We start from the raw sequence: 20,697 nt of genomic DNA on the forward strand, positions 1-20,697 counted from the left end.
CGTTCGTCGGATAAACCCGGCGCCGTTTCGCAGCATCATTTTTGAAGCGGCTCGCATGGAAAGCCGCCGCCGTAGCGCAGGCAAGCGCTCCCCACACCGGGCCGGTGGGTCATCTCCGACAGGACCGAAAGCACGTTGCGAGGACTCGGCGAGCGCAACGACATTATCAAGACCATGCAGCGGGCGCTGGAGGAGCACGGCCTCGCCCATGAGCGTGGCGCGGCGCAATACGAAATGCACCGGCGGACCATCACCGAGCCGGTCGTCGGCCGTGTGCTCGCCAAGCGCCTCGCCGGCGACGAGATGAGCGATAAGCTGTCGCTCGTCATCGATGGCATCGACGGTCGCACGCATTATGTCGAGACCGCGGATGCGGCAAAGCTCGACGACATCCAGCGCGGCCATATCGTGGCGCTTGATCCATCCTGCCGAAGGAGGAGCCGCGTGCGGCCGACCGCAACATCGGCAGCGTAGCCGGCGAGGACGGTGTCTATCGGCCGAGCAGACACCTGGAGGCGATCCGCGAGACATTTTTGGAGCAGGGCAAGGACCCGGATGCCTTCGTCCGTTTCCATGTTCGCCGTCTCGGAGCACTGCGCCGGGCCGGCCACGTCGAACGCACCGACGAAGACCACTGGCGCGTTCCGCAAGACCTGTCCGAGCGCGGCATCGCCTACGATGCCCGCAACCGCGGCAAGGACTTCTCCGTCCGCGTGCTCTCGATGCTCGATCTGACGCGCACATCGGCAGCGACGGTGCCACCTGGCTCGACCGGGAGCTTACGGCCAGGACCCCTGTGCCGCTGGTGAGGTCAGGCTTTGGTCTCGACGTCGACAACGCTCTCGACAGACGGGCTGCCCAGCTCGTCAGGATGGGCCATGCCGAACACGATGCGACCAGTGGGACGATCACCTTCTCGCGAGACCTTGTTGCCACGCTGGAGCGCCAGGAGGGTCGCGCGCGTCGGCAAGCAAATGGCCGCTGCGTGCGGCCTCACCTTCGCGCCCGTCCGGCCCGGCAACCATGTCAGCGGCACGCTCCTCGGCCCGATCAGTCTTGCCAGCGGGCGCTTTGCCATGCTGGACGATGGGCTCGGCTTTCGGCTCGTTCCCTGGCAGCCAATGCTGGAAGGGCGCATCGGCCAGCACATCACCGGCGTCGTGCAAAACAGCGGCGGCATCGACTGGAGTTTCGGCAGAAAACGCGGCCTGGGGATCGGGATGTGAGGGCCGGTCCAGCCAAACGCCGCAGGTGGGGCGAGAGCGGTAACTCTTGTCTGGCCCGCAATGAGAAGTTCGCGCCATCTGCAGATCTTCGTTGAGGACTGCGGCGATATGGGAAAGAGGATACAAAGCGGCCCTTGTGGGAGGCGTCCACGGCGTGACGGCCGGATTGAGGTGCGCGCCCGAGACGGCCCAACCGCGTAAGCTAGGGCGGTTACAGCGACGCCGAAGCTGAGGCCGATGCCCAGCGACCGCGCCGGCAGCAGCCCGCCAAAGCCGCCTGTCACCACTGACGCGCAGCCGATGAAGACAAGACAGAAGTGCCGAAAAGCTCGGCGGCGAACGCTTTCATGATCGTATCCCTTGGAATTCTGAGGCCGCACTCTTCACGACTCGAGCCGAATTCAATGCGCCGCTACGGCCATGGACCGGCGGTATGCAGCTAGATTTCTACCCTACACGGACGGATAGAATACCAAGCGACGCGCTCGCAGGGTGGCGTCAGACGCTGTGGGGGATTTTATCGATCGAGACCCGATGATCCTGAACTTCGCGCAGGCCCGGGATATTCTCGGCCAGAACGCGCGATGCAGCCCGGTCCTCTTTGGACCGATAGGTACCCCAAAATGAACCGCCCCGACTGTCACTGTCACGTCGGAATCGCCGACCGATGGCCACGGCGCAGCCCGGAGCGCCTCCAGGAGTTGATCCCGAATACTGCTGTTGTTGGCCGCGGTTCGGACGAGTGGGCTTTCTCTAGCAGTCGCCAGCGGCGATCCAGTCCGGACACTTCGGTGCTTCCGCCGCCCGCAATGCGCTCAGAAATCCATATCCATGTCGTGATGATGATGCTCGTGACCGGGAAGCTCCGGCGGCGGCGGGCCAGGCCCTTCGGCCACCATGACTTCCGTTGTAAGGAGAAGGCCCGCAACCGAGGCCGCGCCCTGGAGCGCCGTGCGCACCACCTTGGCCGGGTCGATGATGCCCTTTGACACCAGATCCCCGTACACGCCCGATTGGGCATCGTAGCCATAGGCGTTGTCGTCGTTTTCGAGGATCCCGGCGATGACGACCGAGCCTTCCAGGCCGGCATTGATCGCGATCTGCCGAGCCGGCCAAGTGATCGCCTTCCTGACGATCGCGATGCCGACCTGCTGGTCCTCGTTGCCGCCCTTGAGCTTCTTGAGCGCCCTGCCGGCGCGCAGCAAGGCGACCCCGCCGCCCGGGAGAATGCCCTCTGCGACCGCGGCTCTTGTCGCGTTCATCGCGTCATCGATGCGATCCTTCTTCTCCCTGACCTCGACTTCGGTGGCACCGCCGACCCGGATCACGGCGACGCCACCGGCGAGCCTGGCCAGCCGCTCCTGGAGCTCCTCGCGGTCGTAATCGGAGGTGGTTTCCGCAAGCTCGAGCTTGATCTCAGCGATGCGGGCCTCGATGCTTGCCCGCTTGCCGGCGCCGCCGACGATCGTGGTGTTTGCCTTGTCGATCATCACCTTCTTGGTGCGCCCGAGCATATCGAGGGAAGCATGCTCGAGCTTGATGCCCAAATCCTCCGAGATCACCGTTCCGCCGGTCATCAGCGCGAGATCCTGCAGCATCGCCTTGCGGCGGTTTCCGTAGGCCGGCGCCTTGACTGCTGCAACCTTGAGAGCGCCGCGCAACTTGTTGACCACCAGCGCCGCAATCACCTCACGCTCGACATCCTCGGCGATGATGAGCAGCGGCTTGCCGGCCTGCACCACCTTCTCCAGCAGCGGCAGTATTTCGTTCAGGCTGGAAAGTTTCTTCTCACTGATGAGGACATAGGCATCCTGCATCTCGACCCGCATCTTTGCGCGATTGGTGATGAAATGGGGCGAGATATAGCCGCGGTCGAACTGCATACCCTCGACGAATTCGAGTTCGGTTTCGAGCGACGTCCCGTCCTCGACAGTGATCAGGCCGTCATTGCCGACCCTCTTCATGGCGTCGGCTAGGCAGCGGCCAATCTCCCTATCGCCGTTGGCCGAGATGGTGCCGACTTGCGCAATCTCGACGTTCGAAGTGACCTTCGTGGCGTTGTTCTTGAGTTCCGCGACGACGGCTTCGACCGCTAGATCGATGCCGCGCTTCAGGTCCATGGGATTCATGCCAGCGGCCACCGCCTTGGCGCCCTCCCGGACGATCGCATGCGCGAGCACGACGGCGGTGGTCGTGCCGTCGCCGGCCTGATAGGAGGTTCTTGTTGCGATCTCGCGCACCATCTGGGCGCCCATGTTCTCGAACTTGTTGTCGAGCTCGATTTCCCTGGCGACGGTCACGCCGTCCTTCGTGACCCGCGGCGCGCCGTGCTCCCTGCCGATCGCGACGTTGCGCCCTAGCGGGCCAAGCGTGACGCTCACCGCATTCGCCAGGGTGTCAATGCCGCGCAGCATTCTGTCGCGAGCCTCGAACGAGAACATGATTTCCTTGGCAGCCATTTTCCTTGAACCTTAAGACCCAATCTTCGGGGAACGTCCGGGCAAGGCGAAGCCTCATTCGGCCGCTCAGGCGAGATTGTCCCGTGGCAGCCCGAGCCGATTCCAGACATCGGACAGAGCTGCCGCGAGCCGATCAATCATGATGTCCTCATGACAGGGTGTCGGCGTGATGCGCAGCCGCTCAGTTCCCTTCGCCACGGTCGGATAATTGATCGGCTGGATATAGATGTCGTGCTCGCTCAGCAGCAGGTCGCTCGCCGCTTTGCAATGCGCCGGATCGCCGACTGCCACCGGAACGATATGGGTGTCGCCCAGGATGACCGGCAGCGCAGCGGCCCCCAGCGCCGCCTTTACCCGCCGGACGCGGTCCTGCTGGCGCTTGCGCTCCCACTGCGAGGTTTTCAGATGCCTGATCGCCGCTGTGGCCGCGGTGCAGATCGCCGGCGGCAACGCGGTGGTGAAGATGAAATCCGGAGCATAGGAACGAACCGCATCGATCAGCACAGCACTTCCCGTGATATAGCCGCCGAGGCAGCCGAAGGCCTTGGCGAGCGTGCCTTCGATCACATCGATCCGGTTCATGGCGCCGTCGCGCGCAGCGATGCCGGCGCCGCGAGGGCCGTAAATGCCCACAGCATGGACCTCGTCGAGATAGGTCATTGCGCCGTAACAATCGGCGATATCGCAAATGCGATTGATTGGCGCGACGTCGCCGCCCATCGAATAGGGACTTTCGAAGACGATGAGTTTTGGCCGATCCGGACCCGCCGCCTTCAACAATTCCGCGAGATGATCGACGTCGTTGTGGCGGAAGATGCTCTTCTCCTTACCGGACCGGCGGATGCCCTCGATCATCGAATTGTGGTTGAGCGCATCGGACAGGATCAGACAACCGGGGATCAGCTTGGCGATGGTCGAGATGCCAGTCTGGTTCGACACATAGCCGGACGTGAAGACCAGTGCCGCCTCCCTGCCGTGGAGATCGGCAAGCTCGCCCTCGAGCTCTACGAGCGGATGGCTGGTGCCGGAGATATTGCGCGTCCCGCCGGCCCCCGTTCCCAGGCGGGTACTCATCGGAGGTCCAAATCGCCGCGGCGCAATGACGTTCTTTACGCCGCCAGGTTTGCCGGTGTGCAACGCTGTGGGTTCCGCCATCGCCCGATTCCCCTGCTTGCATACGAATTATGTCGAAGCGCGATCCGCGCCGATCCCGCTCGCATCGTTCTTCACGACCCGCGTTCAGGAAGGTCGAAGTTGAGCTGCAACATTCGCGCTATGTTTATCAGAATCGTCTCGCAGACCTTATCTTGATTAGGATCCAGATATTTGACAGTCCAGTTTGCCCCGTTCTCCTTGGTTTCGAGCCGCTGAATCACAAAATCGGTGACGTCCCCGCATCCCGGCTCCTTATGAAGATCCGCGAGGATCAATGCCTTAAGCTCCGAAGCTTCCTTTGTATGTCTTTGCATGGCCGCTCTCCTTCCGGAAGACAACTTCTATGGATCGATCAACTGCAAAATCATGATCTCCGTCAGGGATCGTGTCATCGCACCAGTTCACGCAACCTAGCGGCGATGCCGCTGCTTGGTGTGTCAGAGTCTAGCCCCTCCACGAATTGCCCCTGCGGGTTCATGATGTAGATGTGGGTGCCGTGATCCATTAGGTAGTCGCCACCGCCCGCTTCGCCCTGGCGCGCCACGCCATAGGCGCCATATGCCTCCGAAACCGCAGCGATTTGTTGTGGGCTGCCGGTCAGCCCCACGATGCGCGGATCGAACGCCGCGGTAAAGCTTCCCATCACCTCAGGCGTGTCGCGTTCGGGATCGACGGTGATGAAGAGCGGTTGCAGTTTTGCGGCGTCGGGGCCGAGTTCCTCAATCGCCGCGGCGATTTCGGACAGAGTCGTCGGACAGATGTCGGGACAAGACGTATAGCCGAAGAAAACCAGCAGCCATTTGCCGCGATAAGTGTCATCGGTGACCGTCGTTCCGTCCGGCGCCGTGAGCGTGAAGGGGCCACCGACCGTCACAGGCGCCGTGTCAGCTCGCACGAGCGGTTGGCAGATCGACAGGGCCGCTGCGAATATGATGCAGAAGAGGGTATGCGGACCGTAGGCCCAGGGGCGGAGGAGTCCATGCCGTCGCTTCATCAAGTACCTCCGGCACTTCGAGAATGACGCGCCAAAACCCCCGCGTGTGTTTGTGATTAACAAACTCGCCTAAACCGCCCCACTTTATCATATTTTGTTGCTGGATGGCTAGACATGGCACTGGTTTGGCTCTATTTTTAAAAGTTGCCCCTCATCTCTCTTGAAGGAGGTGGCTTTTATGACGATTCGCGAATTGATGAGCGGACTAGCGGCCATCGCTTTCGTGGCGGCAATGTCCGCGCCTGCGCAAGCCTACGAAGTGGGTCCGGTCACGGGAGGCGGAACGATCGAGGGTACGATCGTCTACCGCGGCGATGTGCCGACAACAAAGATCATCCCCACCAAGAATATCGAGGTGTGCGGCGACCCCCGCGAGGAGCCGCTGATCGAAGTCGGCAGCGATCAGGCCGTGCTGAACGCGGCGGTGCAGCTGGTCGACGTGGCACAGGGAAAGGCCTGGCCGCAGCCCGGAAAGCTGCCTGAGCTTAACAACCTCAAATGTCGCTTTGAGCCCGCGGTGCAGATGATACCGGCCGGATCGTTGGAGGTGGTCAACAGCGACCCAGTGCTCCACAACACCCACGGCTATTATGGCAAGCGCACCGCCTTCAACGTGGCGTTGCCCAATAAGGGCCAGCGTATACCGGTCGAACTGAAGCGTGCCGGCACTGTCCGCATCGATTGCGACGCGCATGGCTGGATGGAGGGCTGGGTCTATGTGGTGGACAATCCTTACTACGCGGTCACCGGCGCCGATGGCAAATTCAGCATAACCGATGTTCCGCCGGGGGAATACAAGCTCGTGGCGATCCATCCCTTCACCGGGCCCATCGAGCAGCCTGTAACGGTAGAGGAGAATAAGGCCACCAGTCTGACGATTGAACTGAAAAAATAACAAAATGGGCGACCCACTGATTCAACAGGGTCGCGTTCCTGCGAGAAGACCGACGCTTTAAGAAACGGTCTGCACTGAGGAGGAACCCTGATGTCTGACGAGCTTGACCGCATTCGGCGCGAAATGCATGCGGTGCTGCAGCAGCCTGGCGTACGCCCCGACGACTCGCTCCAAATCACCCGCCGCACCTTCATTCACAGATCGCTGCTGTTCGGCGCTGCTTCCGTCGGCCAGACCTTCGCGTGGTGGCCGCTGCTCAACACCATCGACGTCGCTCACGCCGCCGAAGCGCCCTTCAAGTTTGCCTGGATTTCGGACACCCATCTCTACGAGAGATCCCTCAACACGCGCTTCGTCGACAAGGTGGTGCGCGCCGTGCAAGAGGTCCAGGCCATGGATCCGCCGGCCGACTTTCTGATCTTCGGCGGCGACCTGGCCCAGCTCGGAAAGATCGAGGAACTTGAGCTTGGCGTTGAGCTCCTCAAGGATCTGACGATCAAGAAATACTACATCCCGGGCGAGCATGACTGGTATCTGGATATGGGCAAGAAGTGGGGCGAGTTGTTCGGCCAACCCAACTGGACCTTCGATCACAAGGGCGTGCGCTTCATTGGGCTCGATACGGTCAGCCGGGGACCGGACTACTGGACAGCGAAGAAGATGACGCCAGAGGAGCGCATGGGCCATATGGCTACCCTCGACGGCACGGTTGCCGGCGCGTGGGCCGGCGTCGGCCGCGACCAGCTCGACTGGATGCAGAAGACACTCGCCGACTGGGATAAGTCCAAACCGATCGTCATCTTCAGCCATAATCCGCTGTACGAGTACTACCCGCCCTGGAACTTCTGGGTGCGCGACTGGCGCGAAGTGAATGACGTGCTGAAGCCTTATACCAAAGTCACCAACATCCACGGTCATGTGCACCAGGTGCTCTACAACGAGATCGGCAGCATGCGCTCGATCGGCATGCTGGCGACCTCCTGGCCGTGGCCGTATGCGCCGGAAGGCCTGCCCAAGCTTACCAAGCCGATGATCCGTGTCGATCCGGGCGATCCCTTCGACGGGGTCGGTTGGGAAACCGTGAACGTCAACGCCGACGATAAGGTCGATGTCGAGTACATCATGTGGGGCCGCAAGGAGGTGTTCGTCCAGTCGCCGGAGGACCACGACAAGAGCGTTGCGGAGGTCATACGGTCACGCATCGCCGACAAACAGTACCCATGGGCAAATCCATAAGGGCGGTGGCTATGATAAACACATCGACATTCCTCTGCATTCTGAGGCGTTCCAGCGTCGCCGGAGCAGTCGTCGCAGCTGCCGTCGTCGGGCCGGCCAGTGCCAACAAGGATCCGGTGACGCCAAAGCAGCTGAAACTCTATCAAGAAGCGTTCATGGAGGAGGTCAGGAAAGGAGACCTCCTGTTCCATGGTGATGCGGCGATGAAGGAGCAATTGGGCGTCAAGCTGTCGAACACCGGGTGGGCCTGCGCCATGTGCCATCCGATGGCCTCCGATACCCACCCGCAGGCGTTCCCGAAGTTCCAGGCGTCGATGGCCAAGTTCGCGACACTGCGCGACATGATCAACTGGTGCATCGAGAAACCGAGCCAGGGCGAGAAGATCGATCCCGAATCGGAGGCGATGAAGGCGCTCGAGGCGTACATCACCTGGTCGAACAGCGGCTCGGTGTTGGTGCCAGGCAAATACTAGTCTCGTCGATAGCCGGGGGCACCGGCTTCAGGGAGCGCGAAGCGAGTCCGCCATCGGAGTGATACCTCGATGGGGAACGGTGGGCTTAAAGCAGTCGTGCGGCCCGGGAACCGCGCGGGAAGGGCTATGCGTTGGCAGAGACTGCGATGGTGCTGCGCGGCAAGTTCGCGAATGTGGACCTGGATGCGCTGGTCGACAACCGGGTCGTGCGGACCTGGCTTTATTTCGGCATGTTCTGGCTGATGGTGACGCCATCCGTCGGCGTCATGATTTCGGGCACCTTCAACTACCCCGACTATCTCGGATCGGGGAACCTCGAGCTCACCTTCGGCCGGCTGCGCCCGGTCCACGTCAACGGTGTCATCTTCGGCGCCTTCTCGACGCTTTTCATCGGCCTTTGCTACTATCTCGTGCCGCGTCTGTCGGGGGTGCGGGTGATATGGTCGGAGTGGTCGGTTCTTCTCGCATGGGTCTGGAACGTCGCAACGCTTGCCGGTTTGGTCGGCTTGCTGCTCGGCGACAGTGACGGTTTGGAAGCCGGAGAGCTTCCGCTCTACGCGAAGGTCGCATTCTTCATCGTGGTGGCTGTTGCTACCGCGCAGTTCCTGATCACGATCAGTCGAAGGCTCGAGCCGGCGATCTATGTCGCGCTATGGTACCTGATCGCCACTTTCGTGTGGACGACAATGAACTTCGTGCTTGGAAGCTTCATCCTGCCATACACGATCTCGGGCATCAACAGCGCCGCCTTCCATGGCCTCTATCTCCACTACATCGTCGGGCTGTGGATAACGCCCGCGGGCTACGTGATCATCTACTATTTCCTGCCGGTCAGCGCGCGAAATCCGCTCTATGCACATAAGCTCTCGCTGGTAGGCTTCTGGTCCCTGGCACTGTTCTACCCGTTCGTCGGCATTCACCATTACCTCTACAGCCCGATCGCGGACTGGGCCGAGACCTTGGCCATCGTCACGTCGATGCTGCTGATCATTCCGGTGTGGACGGTGCTGGTGAACTTCTTCGGCACCATGATGGGCAGGTGGCATGAGTTCGGCAGGAACTTGCCGGCGAAGTTCCTGATCATGGGCTCGCTCATGTATCTCGTCGGCTGCTTCCAGGGCTCGACCGAGGCGCTGCGGCAGCTGCAGCAGCCGACCCATTTCACCGATTTCGTCATCTCGCATTCGCATCTCACCGTGTTCGGCACCTTCGTCGTCTGGGCGATGGGGGGCCTCCTCTATACTTGGCCGCGGCTGTTCGGGCGCGAACTCTGGTCCTTCAAGCTCGGCAACTGGTCGTTCTGGCTGATCACCGTCGGCATCACGACCATGGGCCTGGTCCTCACAGCGGGCGGGCTGCAGCAGGGTTATCAATGGATGAATGGGGTCGAATGGCTCGACTCGCTCGTCTGGATGAAGCCCTACTGGCTGGCGCGGACCCTGGCAGGCATCAGCATGGATTTCGGTATGTCGCTGCTGGTGGTGAATCTGATGCTGACCGCACTGACCAGCCCGGCGACTGAGGCGCGACGCGCCCGCGGGCCGGTGGAGGCGCCTATCCCGGCCCCGGCGGGAGGGCCCGCGCAGTGAACGTTCGCTTCTTCGCGCTGTTCGCCGGCGTCTTCTGTATCACCCTTGCGGTGATCACGCAGGGCGTGCTGCCCTTCGTGGAGCCGTCCTCGCGAACTACGCGCGTGACCTCGGTGGTGCGCACGGATTTCGGCCAGCTGAAATGGACGGTTTCAGAGGCGACGGACTACACCGAGCAGCAGCGTCGCGGCCGCAACATTTACCTGCGCGAAGGCTGCTGGTACTGCCATTCGCAATTCGTGCGGCCGGTGACCGGCGAGATCCGCCGCTGGGGACCGGTCAGCGAGGCGGGCGAATACGCCTATGACGTGCCGCACCTGTTAGGCACACGCCGGATCGGACCGGACCTGACGCGCGTCGGCCTGAAATACAGCGACGAATGGCACCTGGCGCACTTCTACAATCCGCGGATGCTGGTGCCGGACTCGATAATGGCGCCGTATCGCGGCCTCTTCCACGAGCCCGATGCAGCCGTCCGTATCGTTGACGACGGAGCTGGCAATCGGACCCTGGAAAGGACAGAGGCCACCAAAGGCCTGTTCGACTTCGACAGCAAGCAAGCGATCCAGCTGACGCCCAATGCGTACGGGTTGCTGTTCGTGCCGCTGAAGGCGCGCGAAAGAAAGCCGATCATCCTGACGCCGAACGACGAATACACAGGCGAAACCGTCAGCATCGCGGCGGAGACGGAATCGCTGGCGGCGCTTGTTTCCTACGTCCAGAAGCTCGGCACGAACCGGGGTAAATGGCGCGATCTTTTCGAGCCGCAAAGCCTGGAGGTCATGGATGCGACGATGCCGCGCTCCGAGGAATGGATTGCTTATGGCAAGGAAGTCTATGAGCGCCGCTGCATCGGTTGCCACGGTGCCAAAGGCGACGGCAACGGGCCGGCCGCCACCTTTATGTTTAACCAGCGGCCCAGGAACTTCACGTCCGCAGTCTTCAAGTTCAGATTGACAAAGGAGCCCCTGCCCACGGACGGCGACATGCTGCGCACCATTACCCGCGGCATCCGCGGCACGGCAATGCCCCCTTGGTACGAACTGCCGCTCAACGATCGGCTGGCGGTGATCCAGTACATCAAGTATGAGCTAGCGGTTGACCGTTCCAATCCCGCCAGTCCTTACGCTTTCTTCGTCGAGGAACCGCCTGGCCCACCGTTGTATATCGGGCGCCCGCCGACCCCGTCCCAGACGATGCTGGACCGTGGCAAGGAGGTTTGGCAGGTGGCGAAGTGCTGGGAGTGCCACGGCCAAGGTGGCAAGGGCGACGGCGAGAAGGCGGCCGGCCTCAAGGATGATATCGGGTTCGCCACCGTGCCGGCCGACCTCACCAGCGGCCAGTTCAAGTCTGGCCCGGCCGTCGAAGACATCTTCCGGACGATAACTACCGGCCTCAGCGGCACGCCGATGCCGTCCTATCGGGATGCCTTTCCGGACGAGGACCGGTGGGCGCTTTCCTATTTCGTGGTGGCGCTTTCCGCCTATAAAGACCCGCTCTCGCTGCAGCCGCTGTCGATCAAGAAGGAGGCCCGCGCGGCGCTGAACGATCTGGAACTGGTCGCTGACAAGCCGGAGCGAGCCTATGTGCCCGATCCGTCGGTGCCGGCGTCCGGCCCGCCAGCTCCGCCTGGCGAGGAACAGGCGCCCGCCGGAGGTTAGCGCATGCTCGGTTTTGAAGTCACCGGACCCTATGCGGGCGCCATGCTGATGAGCCTGGCGGCCCTGTTCTTGTTCATCTGGGGCGTCCTGTCCGGCGCGTTGAGCGGCACCGATAAAGCCGCCAACGGGTTTTTTGAAAGGGAAATGGAGAATGAGCGATCTGCAGAGCAGCGATCCGGAGAGCCCGACGCATCCGGAACTGGATGTGCGTCAAAGCTCGCACCCTGAACTGGAGGACTATGCCGGCGGCCTGATACAGGCGCGTGTGGGATTCATTCCGCTATGGCTTCTCGTCGTGTACGTGCTGCTGTTCGCCTGGGGGCTGTACTACATGTATGCTTATTGGGGCGGGCTCGGGCCCGGCCGTCTGTTCTAAGTAGGCGGTCCGCAAAGGCTGGTAAGACAGGAGTGATGGAGACCATGATAGCCAAAATTCTCCTTGGGGTCGCCGCATTGAACCTCCTTTTCCTGTGCTTCGAGCTGGCGATAAACGTGCTTCGTCTTTATTTCGGCTGACATAGGAGCAGCGGATGCTACAGGACACCGTCTTCAAGCTTGCTGACGCCGGCTTGCCGCAGATGCTTGGCTTCCTCATCTATGGCGGCTGCACCGTCGGCTTTATCCTCTTTCTTTTATATCTTGTGCGGCAATAGCGCCGCGTCCGCGCCACTGCGCAAACGCCAATGATCTACTACCTCGTGATCTTCACCGCTGGATTTGCAGGCAGCTTTCATTGCATCGGCATGTGCGGCGGCTTTGCCTGCGCGCTGGGCCGCGATCAGCGAGGGGGAGGCGCAACCGTCCTTCGCCACCTGCTCTATAATACCGGCCGATTGACAACCTATTGCTTTCTGGGCGGGCTCGCGGGCGCGATCGGTCAGGTCATCTGCAGCACGCAAGGTCTAACGGCGGCGCCGCTCTTGAACGGCTCCCTCGACATCGCCCAACGAATTCTCGCAATCGTCGCTGGCCTGCTCATGATTGCCATGGCGTTGCAGTTCTTCGGCTTGCTGCAGGTCTTTCATCGCCTTGCGATCGGATTTGGCGGCAGCACATTTGCATTGTCCCTGCGCGGTCTGTTGACGGCCCGGAGCAGCGCCGCACCGCTCGCCTTTGGCGTTTTCAACGGCTTCCTGCCATGTCCCCTGGTCTATGCCTTCGCCGCCCAGGCGGCGAGCACCGCCGGAGCGCTTCCCGGGTTTCTCGTCATGGCATCGTTCGGACTGGGAACCTTCCCCGCGATGTTGATGATGGGCGGCGTTGGCCGGATACTCGGGCCAGCCTGGCGGCGGCGCGGCGTGCGGCTGGCTGGTGGCTTTATTCTTTTGCTCGGCGTCATCACGCTCGGCCGTGGTCTCCTGCCTTCCGACGCGCATATCGGCCTTGCCTGGCTGGGCGGACATCCCGCATGACTGCGCATGGCAATATCCTCTGTAGCCATTGTTCGCTGCCCGTCGGCCTGCGCCCGATGGAGCGCAGGCTCAACGGTGAGGCTTGCGCGTTCTGCTGCTACGGCTGCTGCATCGCCTTTCAGGTGAAGAGCGGCAGACACGAAGAGTGGGAAGCCGCCTGGCTTCTGATCCAGCTCGGCGTGGGAGGCTTTCTCTCCATGAATATCATGATGTTCAGCCTCCTCCTCTATTCGGACGCGTTCACCGGCGTCGATGCGGGCGTGCTGCCGTGGATTCACTTTTTGCTCTGGATCTTCGCCACGCCGGCGGTGGTGATTCTCGGCGGACCCTATCTGCGCGACATGTGGCTCAATGGCATTCAGGGACGAGTGACGTCGTCGGCACTCATCGTGCTTGGCGTCGCTGCCGCTTACCTCTATTCGGCATTTGCCGTGTTCGAGGGCAGCACGCATGTCTATTTCGACACCGCCGTGATGGTGCTGATGCTATTCACAGTTGGCCGCTATCTCGAGGCTGTTGGCCGCGCCAGGGCGGCGCGCGACCTCGAACCACTTCTGGCCGCAGAAAGCGAGAGCGCGACCGCGGTCGATGGCGCGGCAGAGATCCGCCGTCCGGTGCGGGAGGTGACGGCCGGCATGCTGGTGCGGGTCCGGCCGGGCGAGCGCATTCCGGTCGACGGCGTGGTTGTCGAGGGGGAATCGAACACCGATGAAGCCGTGATTACCGGAGAAAGCCGGCAAGTGACAAAGCGCGCCGGCTCCAAGGTGATTGCCGGTAGTATCAATATCGACGGCCCGCTCCTGATCCAAAGCAGCGGTGACGGAACCGCAACCCGCTGGGCACGGATTTGCCGGTCGGTGCGCGAAGCGCTGGGCCGTCGCAGTCCAACCCAGCGCCTTGCCGATCGCGTCGTTGGCGTGTCCGTGCCGCTCGTCCTCGCCCTCGGCGGGCTGACGATCGTTTACTGGGCCCAGTCATTGCCGTTCGATCGGGCGTTGCTGACTGGCCTCTCGGTGCTGGTGGTTGCCTGTCCTTGTGCCGTCGGCCTCGCTGCTCCGATGGCGATATCGCTCGGCATCGGCCGGCTGGCGCGGCACGGCTGCCTCGTCCGCGACCCCGGCGTGCTCGAGACCCTCGCGCGTGTACGGTTGCTCGCCTTCGACAAGACCGGCACTCTGACGGCGGGCAAAGCGCGTCTCGTCGGCGTCGACCGCGAGGAGGTCGGCATCGACGAAGTACTGGCGCGCGCCGCCGGTCTGGAGCGCCATTCCGAGCATGGTCTGGCGCGGGCCATCGCGGCAGCCGCCGCTCAGCGGTGCATCTCGCCGCTCGTCACCCGCGAGGTCCGGACGGTTCCCGGCCGTGGCATCCGCGGCAGCGCCGAAGGCCGGCCCGTGGCGGCAGGGAACGGCAGATTGATGAATGATCTGGGCTGGCCGCTTCCCCCCTCGCTGGCCGAGCGTGCGCGGTCGCTGGAGGCGAGCGGTCATTCGGTGGTCTATGTCGGTTGGGGCGAGCGGGTTCACGCCGTGCTGTCGCTCGATGATTCGCCGCTTCCCGAGGCGCAGGCCGCGATCGCGGCCCTGCGTGAGCGCGGGCTCGACGCCACGCTGTTGACCGGCGACTTGGCGCAAGCGGCGGAGCGGATCGCGGCCCTGGTCGGGATCAAGGACGTCCAAGCGGGCCTTTCGCCGGAGGCCAAACGGCTGGCCCTGGATCGACTCCGCCATGACCACGATTCGGTGGCGATGGTCGGCGATGGACTGAATGACGGGCCGGTTCTGGCCGCCGCAGATGTCGGTATTGCCGTCGGCTCCGCCACCGATCTCGCCCGCGAGACTGCGGCGCTCGTGCTGCCTGCGGACGGGTTGTGGATGCTGCCCTGGATCGTCGACGTGGCCCGCGCGGTCCGCAGGACCATCTTGACCAACCTTATGTGGGCGTTCGGCTACAACCTTGTCGCCCTGACGTTCGCAGCATTCGGACTTCTGCAGCCAATCCTTGCGGCGGCGGTCATGGCCGGCTCGAGCATCCTCGTGGTGGTGAATTCGCTGCGGCTGGAGCGGCTGCCCGATCCTGTTGCAACGCTGATCCCGGAGCAACGATCCGGCGCCGAGGCGGAGCGCGCCCAGGATGGTGCCGGCATTTCCGCAATGGCCGGCCCGGCCGTCGAGCGGAGTTGAGTTACGTTTCAGCCAAACACGTCGTGCGTGAAGGCGTCGTACCAGCCTTCCGCGGCGCGCGCAGCCTGCCGGCGGATATCGGCGCTCTCGCCCACCTTGCTGACGAAGCTGATGACGCTCTTGAGCTTCCCGTCGACGGGCTTGAAGCTGATGGCGTTGCTGAACGCATCGTCGGGCGCGAGATAGGTGTAGCAGGTGTTGAACAAATGCGCCGGGAAACGCGCTGATCCGGTGAGATCGGCCGCGATGGCAAAGGCGCAGGCTTTGGCCTGGCTGTTGGCGCAGAAGGCGGATTTCGGCATATCTCCGCCGATGATCGCGTCGCCGACCAGATGGACGCCGGGCTGCAGCGCCGATTCGAAGGTGACCGGATCGACCGGACACCAGCCCGACTGATTGGCGAGCCCTGCCTGCTGCGCCAAGCGCCCGGCCATTTGCGCCGGGATGACATTGGCCACCGCGGCCTTGAATGTTGCTCCCGCGGTGATCACCGACCGGGTCTTCGCGTCGATCGCCGTGACCCCGCCGGTGAACTGGGCCGGTAGCCATTCGATCATTCCCGGATAGTGGCGGTTCCAAGCGTCCTGGAACAGGTCCTGCGCGTTGAAGCTGTCTTTCGAATCGAGGATCAGAATTTTGGCCTTGGGTTTGCTGCGCTGGAAATAGGAGGCGATGAGCGAAGCGCGCTCATAGGGGGCGGGCGGACAGCGAAACGGATTCGGCGGGACGACGATGACGAATAGGCCGCCCTCCTCCATGCTTTCCAGTTGCTGGCGCAACAGCTTGGTTTGCGGCCCTGCATTCCAGCCGTGCGGCATGATCTCCATCGCAGCTTCGTCATAGCCCCTAAGCGCCCGATCCCTGAATGCGATGCCCGGCGCAACAACGAGACGGTCGTAGCTGAGCTTCGAACCGTTGTTCAGCGCAACGGTTTTCGCCGCCGGGTCAATTGCTTCAGCGGACTCATGAACGACGGTGATGCCGTATTGCCTTGCCAGCGCTTCATAACCATGGCTGAGCGATTTGAACGGGCGGAGCCCGGCGAGATAGAGATTGCTGAAGAAGCAGGTCGTGTAGCTCTGCCGCGGTTCGACCAGGATCACCTCGATAGCCGTGGCGCTGACGGCGAGATATCTGGCGACCGTTGCGCCGCCGATACCGCCGCCGATCACGACGACACGCGCCTTGGCCTGGCCCCGCGCCTTCGGCTGGTTGAGCGCCGTTAGCAACGCTGCTCCAGTCAGGCGGCCGAACTCGCGACGCGTCCAGAATTTCATGGCGCGCTACTTTCCCTGCGCTGCGACATAGCGCGCGACGCTCGCGATCTCCTCGTCGCTGAGCGACAGCGCGATAGCGTGCATGATGTGATTTGGACTCTCGCTCGCCCGGTAGGCAAGCAGGGCGTTGGTGAGCCTCTCCTCACCAAGCCGGATGATGCTGGGAACGCCTGTGCCGCCGCCATCGAGGCGATGGCAGGACGCACAGGTCGCGGCGAGTTGAGCGCCTTGATCGGCCCCCGCCGCCGCGCCGGATTGGCTGACGAGAAGCACGAGGCCCGTGGCAATCGCAGATCTCGCGACGGGGCGCATGCTGAATACCCGTCTGTTTCGGAGTTTTCCGGTCACGCTCCCACTCAACTTGTCACGCCATAATTCGCGCAGCTCGATTGCGTCGCCACCTCAACCGACCGTGAGCCGGTGCGACAACGTGTAGACGGCACCACCGTCCTCCTCCCAGACGAAATCGAGCCGGCCGCTCTCCGTCGCGCGCAGGGAAAATTCGAAGAACGGGTTAGCCGAAATCGCCTCGTGGAGATCGACGCTGAACACCACGGATTGGTTGTAGCGGCAGACAAACCTGTTGATGATCTTGCGCGGGATTACATTGCCTTGATCATCATGGCGTAGCCCTGTTTCCATCTCATGGCTGATGATGGTCTTGACCTGACAAAACTCTCCCTTCGCGGCAGCGCTCGGCACGATCACGCGTGGTGTCGGGGTAGTCACTGTCTCTCTCCGATCTCAGGCACAGCCATCCGTGGCGACACGGACCCACGTCGTGGTCATCAGCAAATTGCCGTCATTCATTTCGGCGACAGCGACGACATGTTGCGGTTTGGCAAGACGGATGCGTGTCGACACGCGAGGTAGACTGCGTTGTGGGACGAAATGGAAACTGGCGACTTCGATAAGCGGGTTTCGCGGCGCGAACACGCGCATTTGCCTCACATGGTCGGCCTCAGTCATGGGGCTGTCGATGTAAAGACTCATGGGTACGGTATAGCCGGTCGGGAAGTCCCTCGGCATTATCAGGTGAAGGCGATCCGATACCGTGGCCGTCCGTCCGGTGAGCTGTTCGACGAGATCCAGCGCTTCATCGTTCGCACGCGCGCTCTGCGGCGAGAAGAGCGCGACTCCGGCAAAGCCTGCACTCCCTGCGATCAACACATCGCGGCGCGTCAAGCTCATCGTCCCGGTCTCCAAACCCTGCCACCTCTTTAGGCCACCTTAAGAACACATCGGCGGCCGCAGGCAGCGCACTCGGACACATGAGTGCGGCAGCTTCTGCTAAATTTAGCACCGACAACCGCTGGGAGCAATCTCGCGGAAGTGCCCATGGACGTCCTTTAAACCAATGCATTCTGTTCAATAACGATATTCAACTATTCAACTTGCACGATGGAGTTTGCGGCGGCCTAAAACCAATAGAAGCGTTGGAAGTTCCTGCTCGACCGCTTCCAGCGAGAGATATCTCGCCGCCATCGGCCTGCTTGGCACAAGTGGATAGCCTCGGTACGTCATCGGAACCGGTCAATGCGAGCGAGTTCCTGATTGCCCTTTCGGTCTCGTTTAGATTCCTCGCCGCGATTCTTACCGGCCGTTGGGAGCACGCCGGCGGTTTCTGCGACTACCTAACTTCGTTTGCCGGCCTGATCGCTGGAGGCGTTTTTGCGGACCGCAGTCGGGATAGATGGTCACAGGCATTGCGGGAAAGAACGCTCTTGCGGGTTGTCGGATCTCTGATCACACTCTTGGCCTGCTATCAGATGCTCGAATTAACTGGAGCGCTCGAACCGCGCCAGCGCAATGTCTGATTTACAAGCATGCGCGACATTCATGATAAGGCTGAAAAAGGACGGGTTAGGGTCATGGACGCCGGTTCCGTCGAACGCCCGGTTTCTGGAAAGGAAATCGGCTCCCGAAGGTCTCGAGTGGGTCAAAGGCGTGAATTTGACGACATCACGGTCTCAATCAGCGCGGATAGAGATTTCAGTTTCGAACGGAAACGGGAAGCTGAAAGAGCTGGCGGAATTGCCGGTGCAATGAAAGAATCAGCCCAGCGAACTTTCAGCTCCGTCCAGGCGAAAAGGACGGAATTCGGCATTTGCATGCGATCTCGACATTTCGGAAATACACGTCGAGGGTAATCGACCTGCCTGGCAATCGAGTCATGCTGAGGTTGCCGCCGCTCGCGCAGGCGATCATTCCACAAAACAAGTTTAAGAAGCGGCTCCCCTAGCTTTGCGGCGGGGATAACCCATAAGTTCACTCTTTGTTCTTTTCCGAAAACGCGTGGCGAGATATAGTCTGGCGTGGTCCTAAAACAGATTCCTCAGGGAGGCAGCGCGCAGATGACCATCCAGCCCACCAATACCATGCTGCAGGGGGACAGGATTCTCAATGGACCGACGATCAGCTGCCCAAGCTGCAAGACGGAAATCAAGCTCAATGAGTCGCTCGCCGCCCCTTTGATTGCCGCCACGCGTGAAGAATACGAAATGCGCCTGACGCAGAGCAAGGCATCGATGGCTGCCAGAGAAGAGGAGCTCAAGCGCCAGCAGGCCGAGATCGCCGCCGCCAAAGAGGAGATTGCCAACCAGGTGGCAGAGCAAATCAAGCTTGAGCGTGCCGGGATCGCGGTCGAGGAAGCCCGCAAGGCAAAATTGCTGCTTTCGGTAGACCTGGAGGACAAGGATAAGAAGCTTGCCGAGCTGGAGGCGACGTTGAAGGCGCGCGACGAAAAGCTCACCGAGGCCCAGCAGCAACAGGCGGAATTCCTGAAAAAGCAGCGTGCGCTTGACGATGAAAAGCGAGAGATGGCGCTGACCATCGAAAGGAAGATCCAGGAAGGATTGGACGCCGTTCGCGTCAAGGCGAGGTCGGAAGCCGAAGACGGCCTTAAAATGAAGGTTGCGGAAAAGAAGAACAGATCGCCGGCATGCAGCGTCAGATTGAGGAGCTGAAGCGCCGTGCGGAACAGGGTTCCCAGCAGCTGCAGGGTGAAGTGCTGGAGCTCGAGCTGGAAGCCCTCATTGCCAGCCGGTTCCCGATGGACATCATTGAACCGGTTGCCAAGGGTGAGTTCGGCGGAGATGTTCTGCACCGCGTGGTCGGTCCGGCCGGCCAGCCATGCGGCGCCATTTTATGGGAGTCGAAACGCACCAAGAACTGGAGCCAGGGTTGGCTGGGGAAGCTCAGGGCCGATCAGCGGGCCGCAAAGGCGGATATCGCGCTTATGATCTCGGAAGCGCTGCCTCCCGGTGTGGAAACCTTCGATCTTCTGGACGGGGTCTATGTCGCCCATCCCAAATGCGCGATGCCGATCGCCATCCTGCTCCGGCAATCCCTTATCGAGCTGGCGAACTCCCGCCTCGCCCAGGACGGCCAGGCTACCAAAATGGAGCAGGTCTATGGCTATCTGACCGGTCCGCGGTTTCGCCATCGCGTCGAGGCCATCGTCGAAAAGTTCTCTGATATGCAGGAGGACCTGGCAAAGGAACGCAAGGCCACAACACGCCTGTGGGCCAAGCGGGAGGCTCAAATACCAGGCGTAATCGAGTCGACCGTCGGGATGTACGGCGATTTGCAAGGTATCGCTGGAAAGGTGATGCAAGAAATTGAGGGCTTGGAGGTTCTGGCCATCGAAGCATCTCTGCCCGATGCCGAATAGGCAATCGGCATGGAGCCAACAGAAAAACGATTGGCAATCTGGAACGGCTTGCCAGACGAACAGGGGACGGACCAACACGCGCACGACGCGGGATGCGTTGCCATGACCGCGGTGCAGAACAGGCATCGCAATAGTGCCCAATGCATTCGTTGCGTTTGGCGCCAACCGCCACTATGAAACGGACAATTTCGCCGACTGTCTTTCAAGCCGCCAGGAGAGTTTCGTGACAGAAGAAGCTGAAAGCAATGCCGACAACCTGATCGAACTCACTGCCGACGTCGTCTCGGCCTATGTCTCGAACAATCCGGTTCCGGTCGGTGACTTGCCGGCCCTCATCAGTCAGATCCACGCCGCATTGAAGGGCACCGGCGGCGGCGGTGTTGCGCCGGATAAGTCCGGGGTTCTCAAGCCTGCCGTGCCGATCAAGAAATCGGTCACTCCGGACTACATTGTCAGCCTTGAGG

At 61.7% G+C, this 20,697-nt stretch carries 19 protein-coding genes and 4 pseudogenes; 15 read left to right on the plus strand and 8 right to left on the minus strand.

The genetic code is table 11. The features are described 5' to 3' along the window. Positions 1 to 135 precede the first annotated feature (135 nt). From NKJ08_RS33945 to NKJ08_RS33955, 3 genes and pseudogenes are all read left to right on the plus strand, one after another. A complete protein-coding gene (locus tag NKJ08_RS33945) occupies positions 136 to 474 on the plus strand; it encodes a DUF3363 domain-containing protein (protein WP_352779874.1) in 339 nt (112 codons plus the stop codon). Continuing rightward, positions 462 to 853, plus strand: a pseudogene (locus tag NKJ08_RS33950) (DUF3363 domain-containing protein); the annotation flags it as partial. The gene NKJ08_RS33945 and the pseudogene NKJ08_RS33950, both read left to right, overlap by 13 nt. Before the next feature lie 25 nt (positions 854 to 878). Beyond that, positions 879 to 1,226 carry a DUF3363 domain-containing protein gene (locus NKJ08_RS33955; RefSeq protein WP_352528446.1) on the plus strand — a complete coding sequence of 116 codons (348 nt, stop codon included), beginning with the start codon at positions 879 to 881 and terminating at the stop codon, positions 1,224 to 1,226. Positions 1,227 to 2,041: 815 nt separating this feature from the next. Here the strand turns inward: NKJ08_RS33955 and groL are convergent. The 4 genes and pseudogenes from groL to NKJ08_RS33980 form a co-directional block, all read right to left on the minus strand. Beyond that, positions 2,042 to 3,685: a chaperonin GroEL gene (groL, locus tag NKJ08_RS33965; protein ID WP_352785494.1), complete on the minus strand. Its 1,644-nt coding sequence runs from the start codon at positions 3,683 to 3,685 to the stop codon at positions 2,042 to 2,044. A 66-nt stretch (positions 3,686 to 3,751) separates the two neighbouring features. Further along, positions 3,752 to 4,756, minus strand: a pseudogene (hemA, locus tag NKJ08_RS33970) (5-aminolevulinate synthase); the annotation flags it as partial. A gap of 155 nt (positions 4,757 to 4,911) precedes the next feature. After that, positions 4,912 to 5,154: a hypothetical protein gene (locus NKJ08_RS33975; protein ID WP_023718664.1), complete on the minus strand. Its 243-nt coding sequence runs from the start codon at positions 5,152 to 5,154 to the stop codon at positions 4,912 to 4,914. 74 nt (positions 5,155 to 5,228) lie between these two features. Beyond that, a complete protein-coding gene (locus tag NKJ08_RS33980; protein ID WP_352779871.1) occupies positions 5,229 to 5,834 on the minus strand; it encodes an SCO family protein in 606 nt (201 codons plus the stop codon). A gap of 196 nt (positions 5,835 to 6,030) precedes the next feature. Between NKJ08_RS33980 and NKJ08_RS33985 the strand changes: the two genes are divergently transcribed. The 9 genes from NKJ08_RS33985 (at position 6,031) to NKJ08_RS34025 (ending at position 15,283) form a co-directional block, all read left to right on the plus strand. After that, entirely contained in the window at positions 6,031 to 6,729 is a 699-nt protein-coding gene (locus NKJ08_RS33985; protein ID WP_502896218.1) for a carboxypeptidase regulatory-like domain-containing protein, read from the plus strand. A gap of 90 nt (positions 6,730 to 6,819) precedes the next feature. Then, positions 6,820 to 7,965 carry a metallophosphoesterase family protein gene (locus NKJ08_RS33990; protein ID WP_352579018.1) on the plus strand — a complete coding sequence of 382 codons (1,146 nt, stop codon included), beginning with the start codon at positions 6,820 to 6,822 and terminating at the stop codon, positions 7,963 to 7,965. An 11-nt stretch (positions 7,966 to 7,976) separates the two neighbouring features. Continuing rightward, the gene (locus NKJ08_RS33995) at positions 7,977 to 8,438 is read left to right on the plus strand and encodes a c-type cytochrome (protein WP_352779868.1); all 462 of its coding nucleotides are present in this window, start codon (positions 7,977 to 7,979) and stop codon (positions 8,436 to 8,438) included. Between the two features lie 146 nt (positions 8,439 to 8,584). After that, positions 8,585 to 10,027 carry a cbb3-type cytochrome c oxidase subunit I gene (locus tag NKJ08_RS34000; RefSeq protein WP_352528450.1) on the plus strand — a complete coding sequence of 481 codons (1,443 nt, stop codon included), beginning with the start codon at positions 8,585 to 8,587 and terminating at the stop codon, positions 10,025 to 10,027. Continuing rightward, complete coding sequence (locus NKJ08_RS34005; protein ID WP_352749402.1) at positions 10,024 to 11,688, plus strand: cbb3-type cytochrome c oxidase subunit II; 1,665 nt, start codon at positions 10,024 to 10,026, stop codon at positions 11,686 to 11,688. Before NKJ08_RS34000 ends, NKJ08_RS34005 begins: the two co-directional genes overlap by 4 nt. A gap of 151 nt (positions 11,689 to 11,839) precedes the next feature. Continuing rightward, positions 11,840 to 12,064: a hypothetical protein gene (locus tag NKJ08_RS34010; protein WP_352528399.1), complete on the plus strand. Its 225-nt coding sequence runs from the start codon at positions 11,840 to 11,842 to the stop codon at positions 12,062 to 12,064. 154 nt (positions 12,065 to 12,218) lie between these two features. After that, on the plus strand, positions 12,219 to 12,341 hold the full coding sequence (locus NKJ08_RS34015) for a hypothetical protein (RefSeq protein WP_352450399.1): 123 nt from the start codon (positions 12,219 to 12,221) through the stop codon (positions 12,339 to 12,341). A 30-nt stretch (positions 12,342 to 12,371) separates the two neighbouring features. After that, entirely contained in the window at positions 12,372 to 13,100 is a 729-nt protein-coding gene (locus NKJ08_RS34020; protein ID WP_352528400.1) for a sulfite exporter TauE/SafE family protein, read from the plus strand. A 56-nt stretch (positions 13,101 to 13,156) separates the two neighbouring features. Continuing rightward, complete coding sequence (locus tag NKJ08_RS34025; protein WP_352528452.1) at positions 13,157 to 15,283, plus strand: heavy metal translocating P-type ATPase; 2,127 nt, start codon at positions 13,157 to 13,159, stop codon at positions 15,281 to 15,283. Positions 15,284 to 15,291: 8 nt separating this feature from the next. On the opposite strand, the gene NKJ08_RS34030 is transcribed toward NKJ08_RS34025, so the two are convergent. From NKJ08_RS34030 to NKJ08_RS34045, 4 genes are read right to left on the minus strand one after another with little or no spacing between them, the layout of a single operon-like run. Further along, on the minus strand, positions 15,292 to 16,560 hold the full coding sequence (locus NKJ08_RS34030) for an NAD(P)/FAD-dependent oxidoreductase (RefSeq protein WP_352528402.1): 1,269 nt from the start codon (positions 16,558 to 16,560) through the stop codon (positions 15,292 to 15,294). A gap of 6 nt (positions 16,561 to 16,566) precedes the next feature. Then, complete coding sequence (locus NKJ08_RS34035; RefSeq protein ID WP_352528404.1) at positions 16,567 to 16,908, minus strand: c-type cytochrome; 342 nt, start codon at positions 16,906 to 16,908, stop codon at positions 16,567 to 16,569. A 54-nt stretch (positions 16,909 to 16,962) separates the two neighbouring features. Further along, positions 16,963 to 17,289 carry a thiosulfate oxidation carrier complex protein SoxZ gene (gene soxZ / locus NKJ08_RS34040; protein ID WP_352779867.1) on the minus strand — a complete coding sequence of 109 codons (327 nt, stop codon included), beginning with the start codon at positions 17,287 to 17,289 and terminating at the stop codon, positions 16,963 to 16,965. Positions 17,290 to 17,304: 15 nt separating this feature from the next. Next, positions 17,305 to 17,751 carry a thiosulfate oxidation carrier protein SoxY gene (locus NKJ08_RS34045; RefSeq protein ID WP_352779866.1) on the minus strand — a complete coding sequence of 149 codons (447 nt, stop codon included), beginning with the start codon at positions 17,749 to 17,751 and terminating at the stop codon, positions 17,305 to 17,307. A gap of 283 nt (positions 17,752 to 18,034) precedes the next feature. Between NKJ08_RS34045 and NKJ08_RS34050 the strand changes: the two are divergent. The 3 genes and pseudogenes from NKJ08_RS34050 to NKJ08_RS34060 form a co-directional block, all read left to right on the plus strand. Beyond that, positions 18,035 to 18,377, plus strand: a pseudogene (locus NKJ08_RS34050) (sulfite exporter TauE/SafE family protein); the annotation flags it as partial. 537 nt (positions 18,378 to 18,914) lie between these two features. After that, positions 18,915 to 20,233: pseudogene (locus NKJ08_RS34055) on the plus strand (DUF2130 domain-containing protein). 223 nt (positions 20,234 to 20,456) lie between these two features. Then, positions 20,457 to 20,697 (plus strand): MucR family transcriptional regulator (locus NKJ08_RS34060; RefSeq protein ID WP_352785501.1); only part of this gene is annotated, 241 nt, incomplete at its 3' end.

The organism is Mesorhizobium sp. M0244, from assembly GCF_040321795.1.
GTDB lineage: Bacteria > Pseudomonadota > Alphaproteobacteria > Rhizobiales > Rhizobiaceae > Mesorhizobium.

Excerpts from the sequence above, each read along its gene's own strand:
- NKJ08_RS33955 (WP_352528446.1), top strand. The coding sequence starts at position 879 with ATGCCGAACACGATGCGACCAGTGGGACGATCACCTTCTCGCGAGACC.
- groL (WP_352785494.1), bottom strand. The coding sequence starts at position 3,685 with ATGGCTGCCAAGGAAATCATGTTCTCGTTCGAGGCTCGCGACAGAATG.
- NKJ08_RS33975 (WP_023718664.1), bottom strand. The coding sequence starts at position 5,154 with ATGCAAAGACATACAAAGGAAGCTTCGGAGCTTAAGGCATTGATCCTC.
- NKJ08_RS33980 (WP_352779871.1), bottom strand. The coding sequence starts at position 5,834 with ATGAAGCGACGGCATGGACTCCTCCGCCCCTGGGCCTACGGTCCGCAT.
- NKJ08_RS33985 (WP_502896218.1), top strand. The coding sequence starts at position 6,031 with ATGAGCGGACTAGCGGCCATCGCTTTCGTGGCGGCAATGTCCGCGCCT.
- NKJ08_RS33990 (WP_352579018.1), top strand. The coding sequence starts at position 6,820 with ATGTCTGACGAGCTTGACCGCATTCGGCGCGAAATGCATGCGGTGCTG.
- NKJ08_RS33995 (WP_352779868.1), top strand. The coding sequence starts at position 7,977 with ATGATAAACACATCGACATTCCTCTGCATTCTGAGGCGTTCCAGCGTC.
- NKJ08_RS34000 (WP_352528450.1), top strand. The coding sequence starts at position 8,585 with ATGGTGCTGCGCGGCAAGTTCGCGAATGTGGACCTGGATGCGCTGGTC.
- NKJ08_RS34010 (WP_352528399.1), top strand. The coding sequence starts at position 11,840 with ATGAGCGATCTGCAGAGCAGCGATCCGGAGAGCCCGACGCATCCGGAA.
- NKJ08_RS34015 (WP_352450399.1), top strand. The coding sequence starts at position 12,219 with ATGCTACAGGACACCGTCTTCAAGCTTGCTGACGCCGGCTTGCCGCAG.
- NKJ08_RS34020 (WP_352528400.1), top strand. The coding sequence starts at position 12,372 with ATGATCTACTACCTCGTGATCTTCACCGCTGGATTTGCAGGCAGCTTT.
- NKJ08_RS34025 (WP_352528452.1), top strand. The coding sequence starts at position 13,157 with ATGGAGCGCAGGCTCAACGGTGAGGCTTGCGCGTTCTGCTGCTACGGC.
- NKJ08_RS34030 (WP_352528402.1), bottom strand. The coding sequence starts at position 16,560 with ATGAAATTCTGGACGCGTCGCGAGTTCGGCCGCCTGACTGGAGCAGCG.
- NKJ08_RS34045 (WP_352779866.1), bottom strand. The coding sequence starts at position 17,751 with ATGAGCTTGACGCGCCGCGATGTGTTGATCGCAGGGAGTGCAGGCTTT.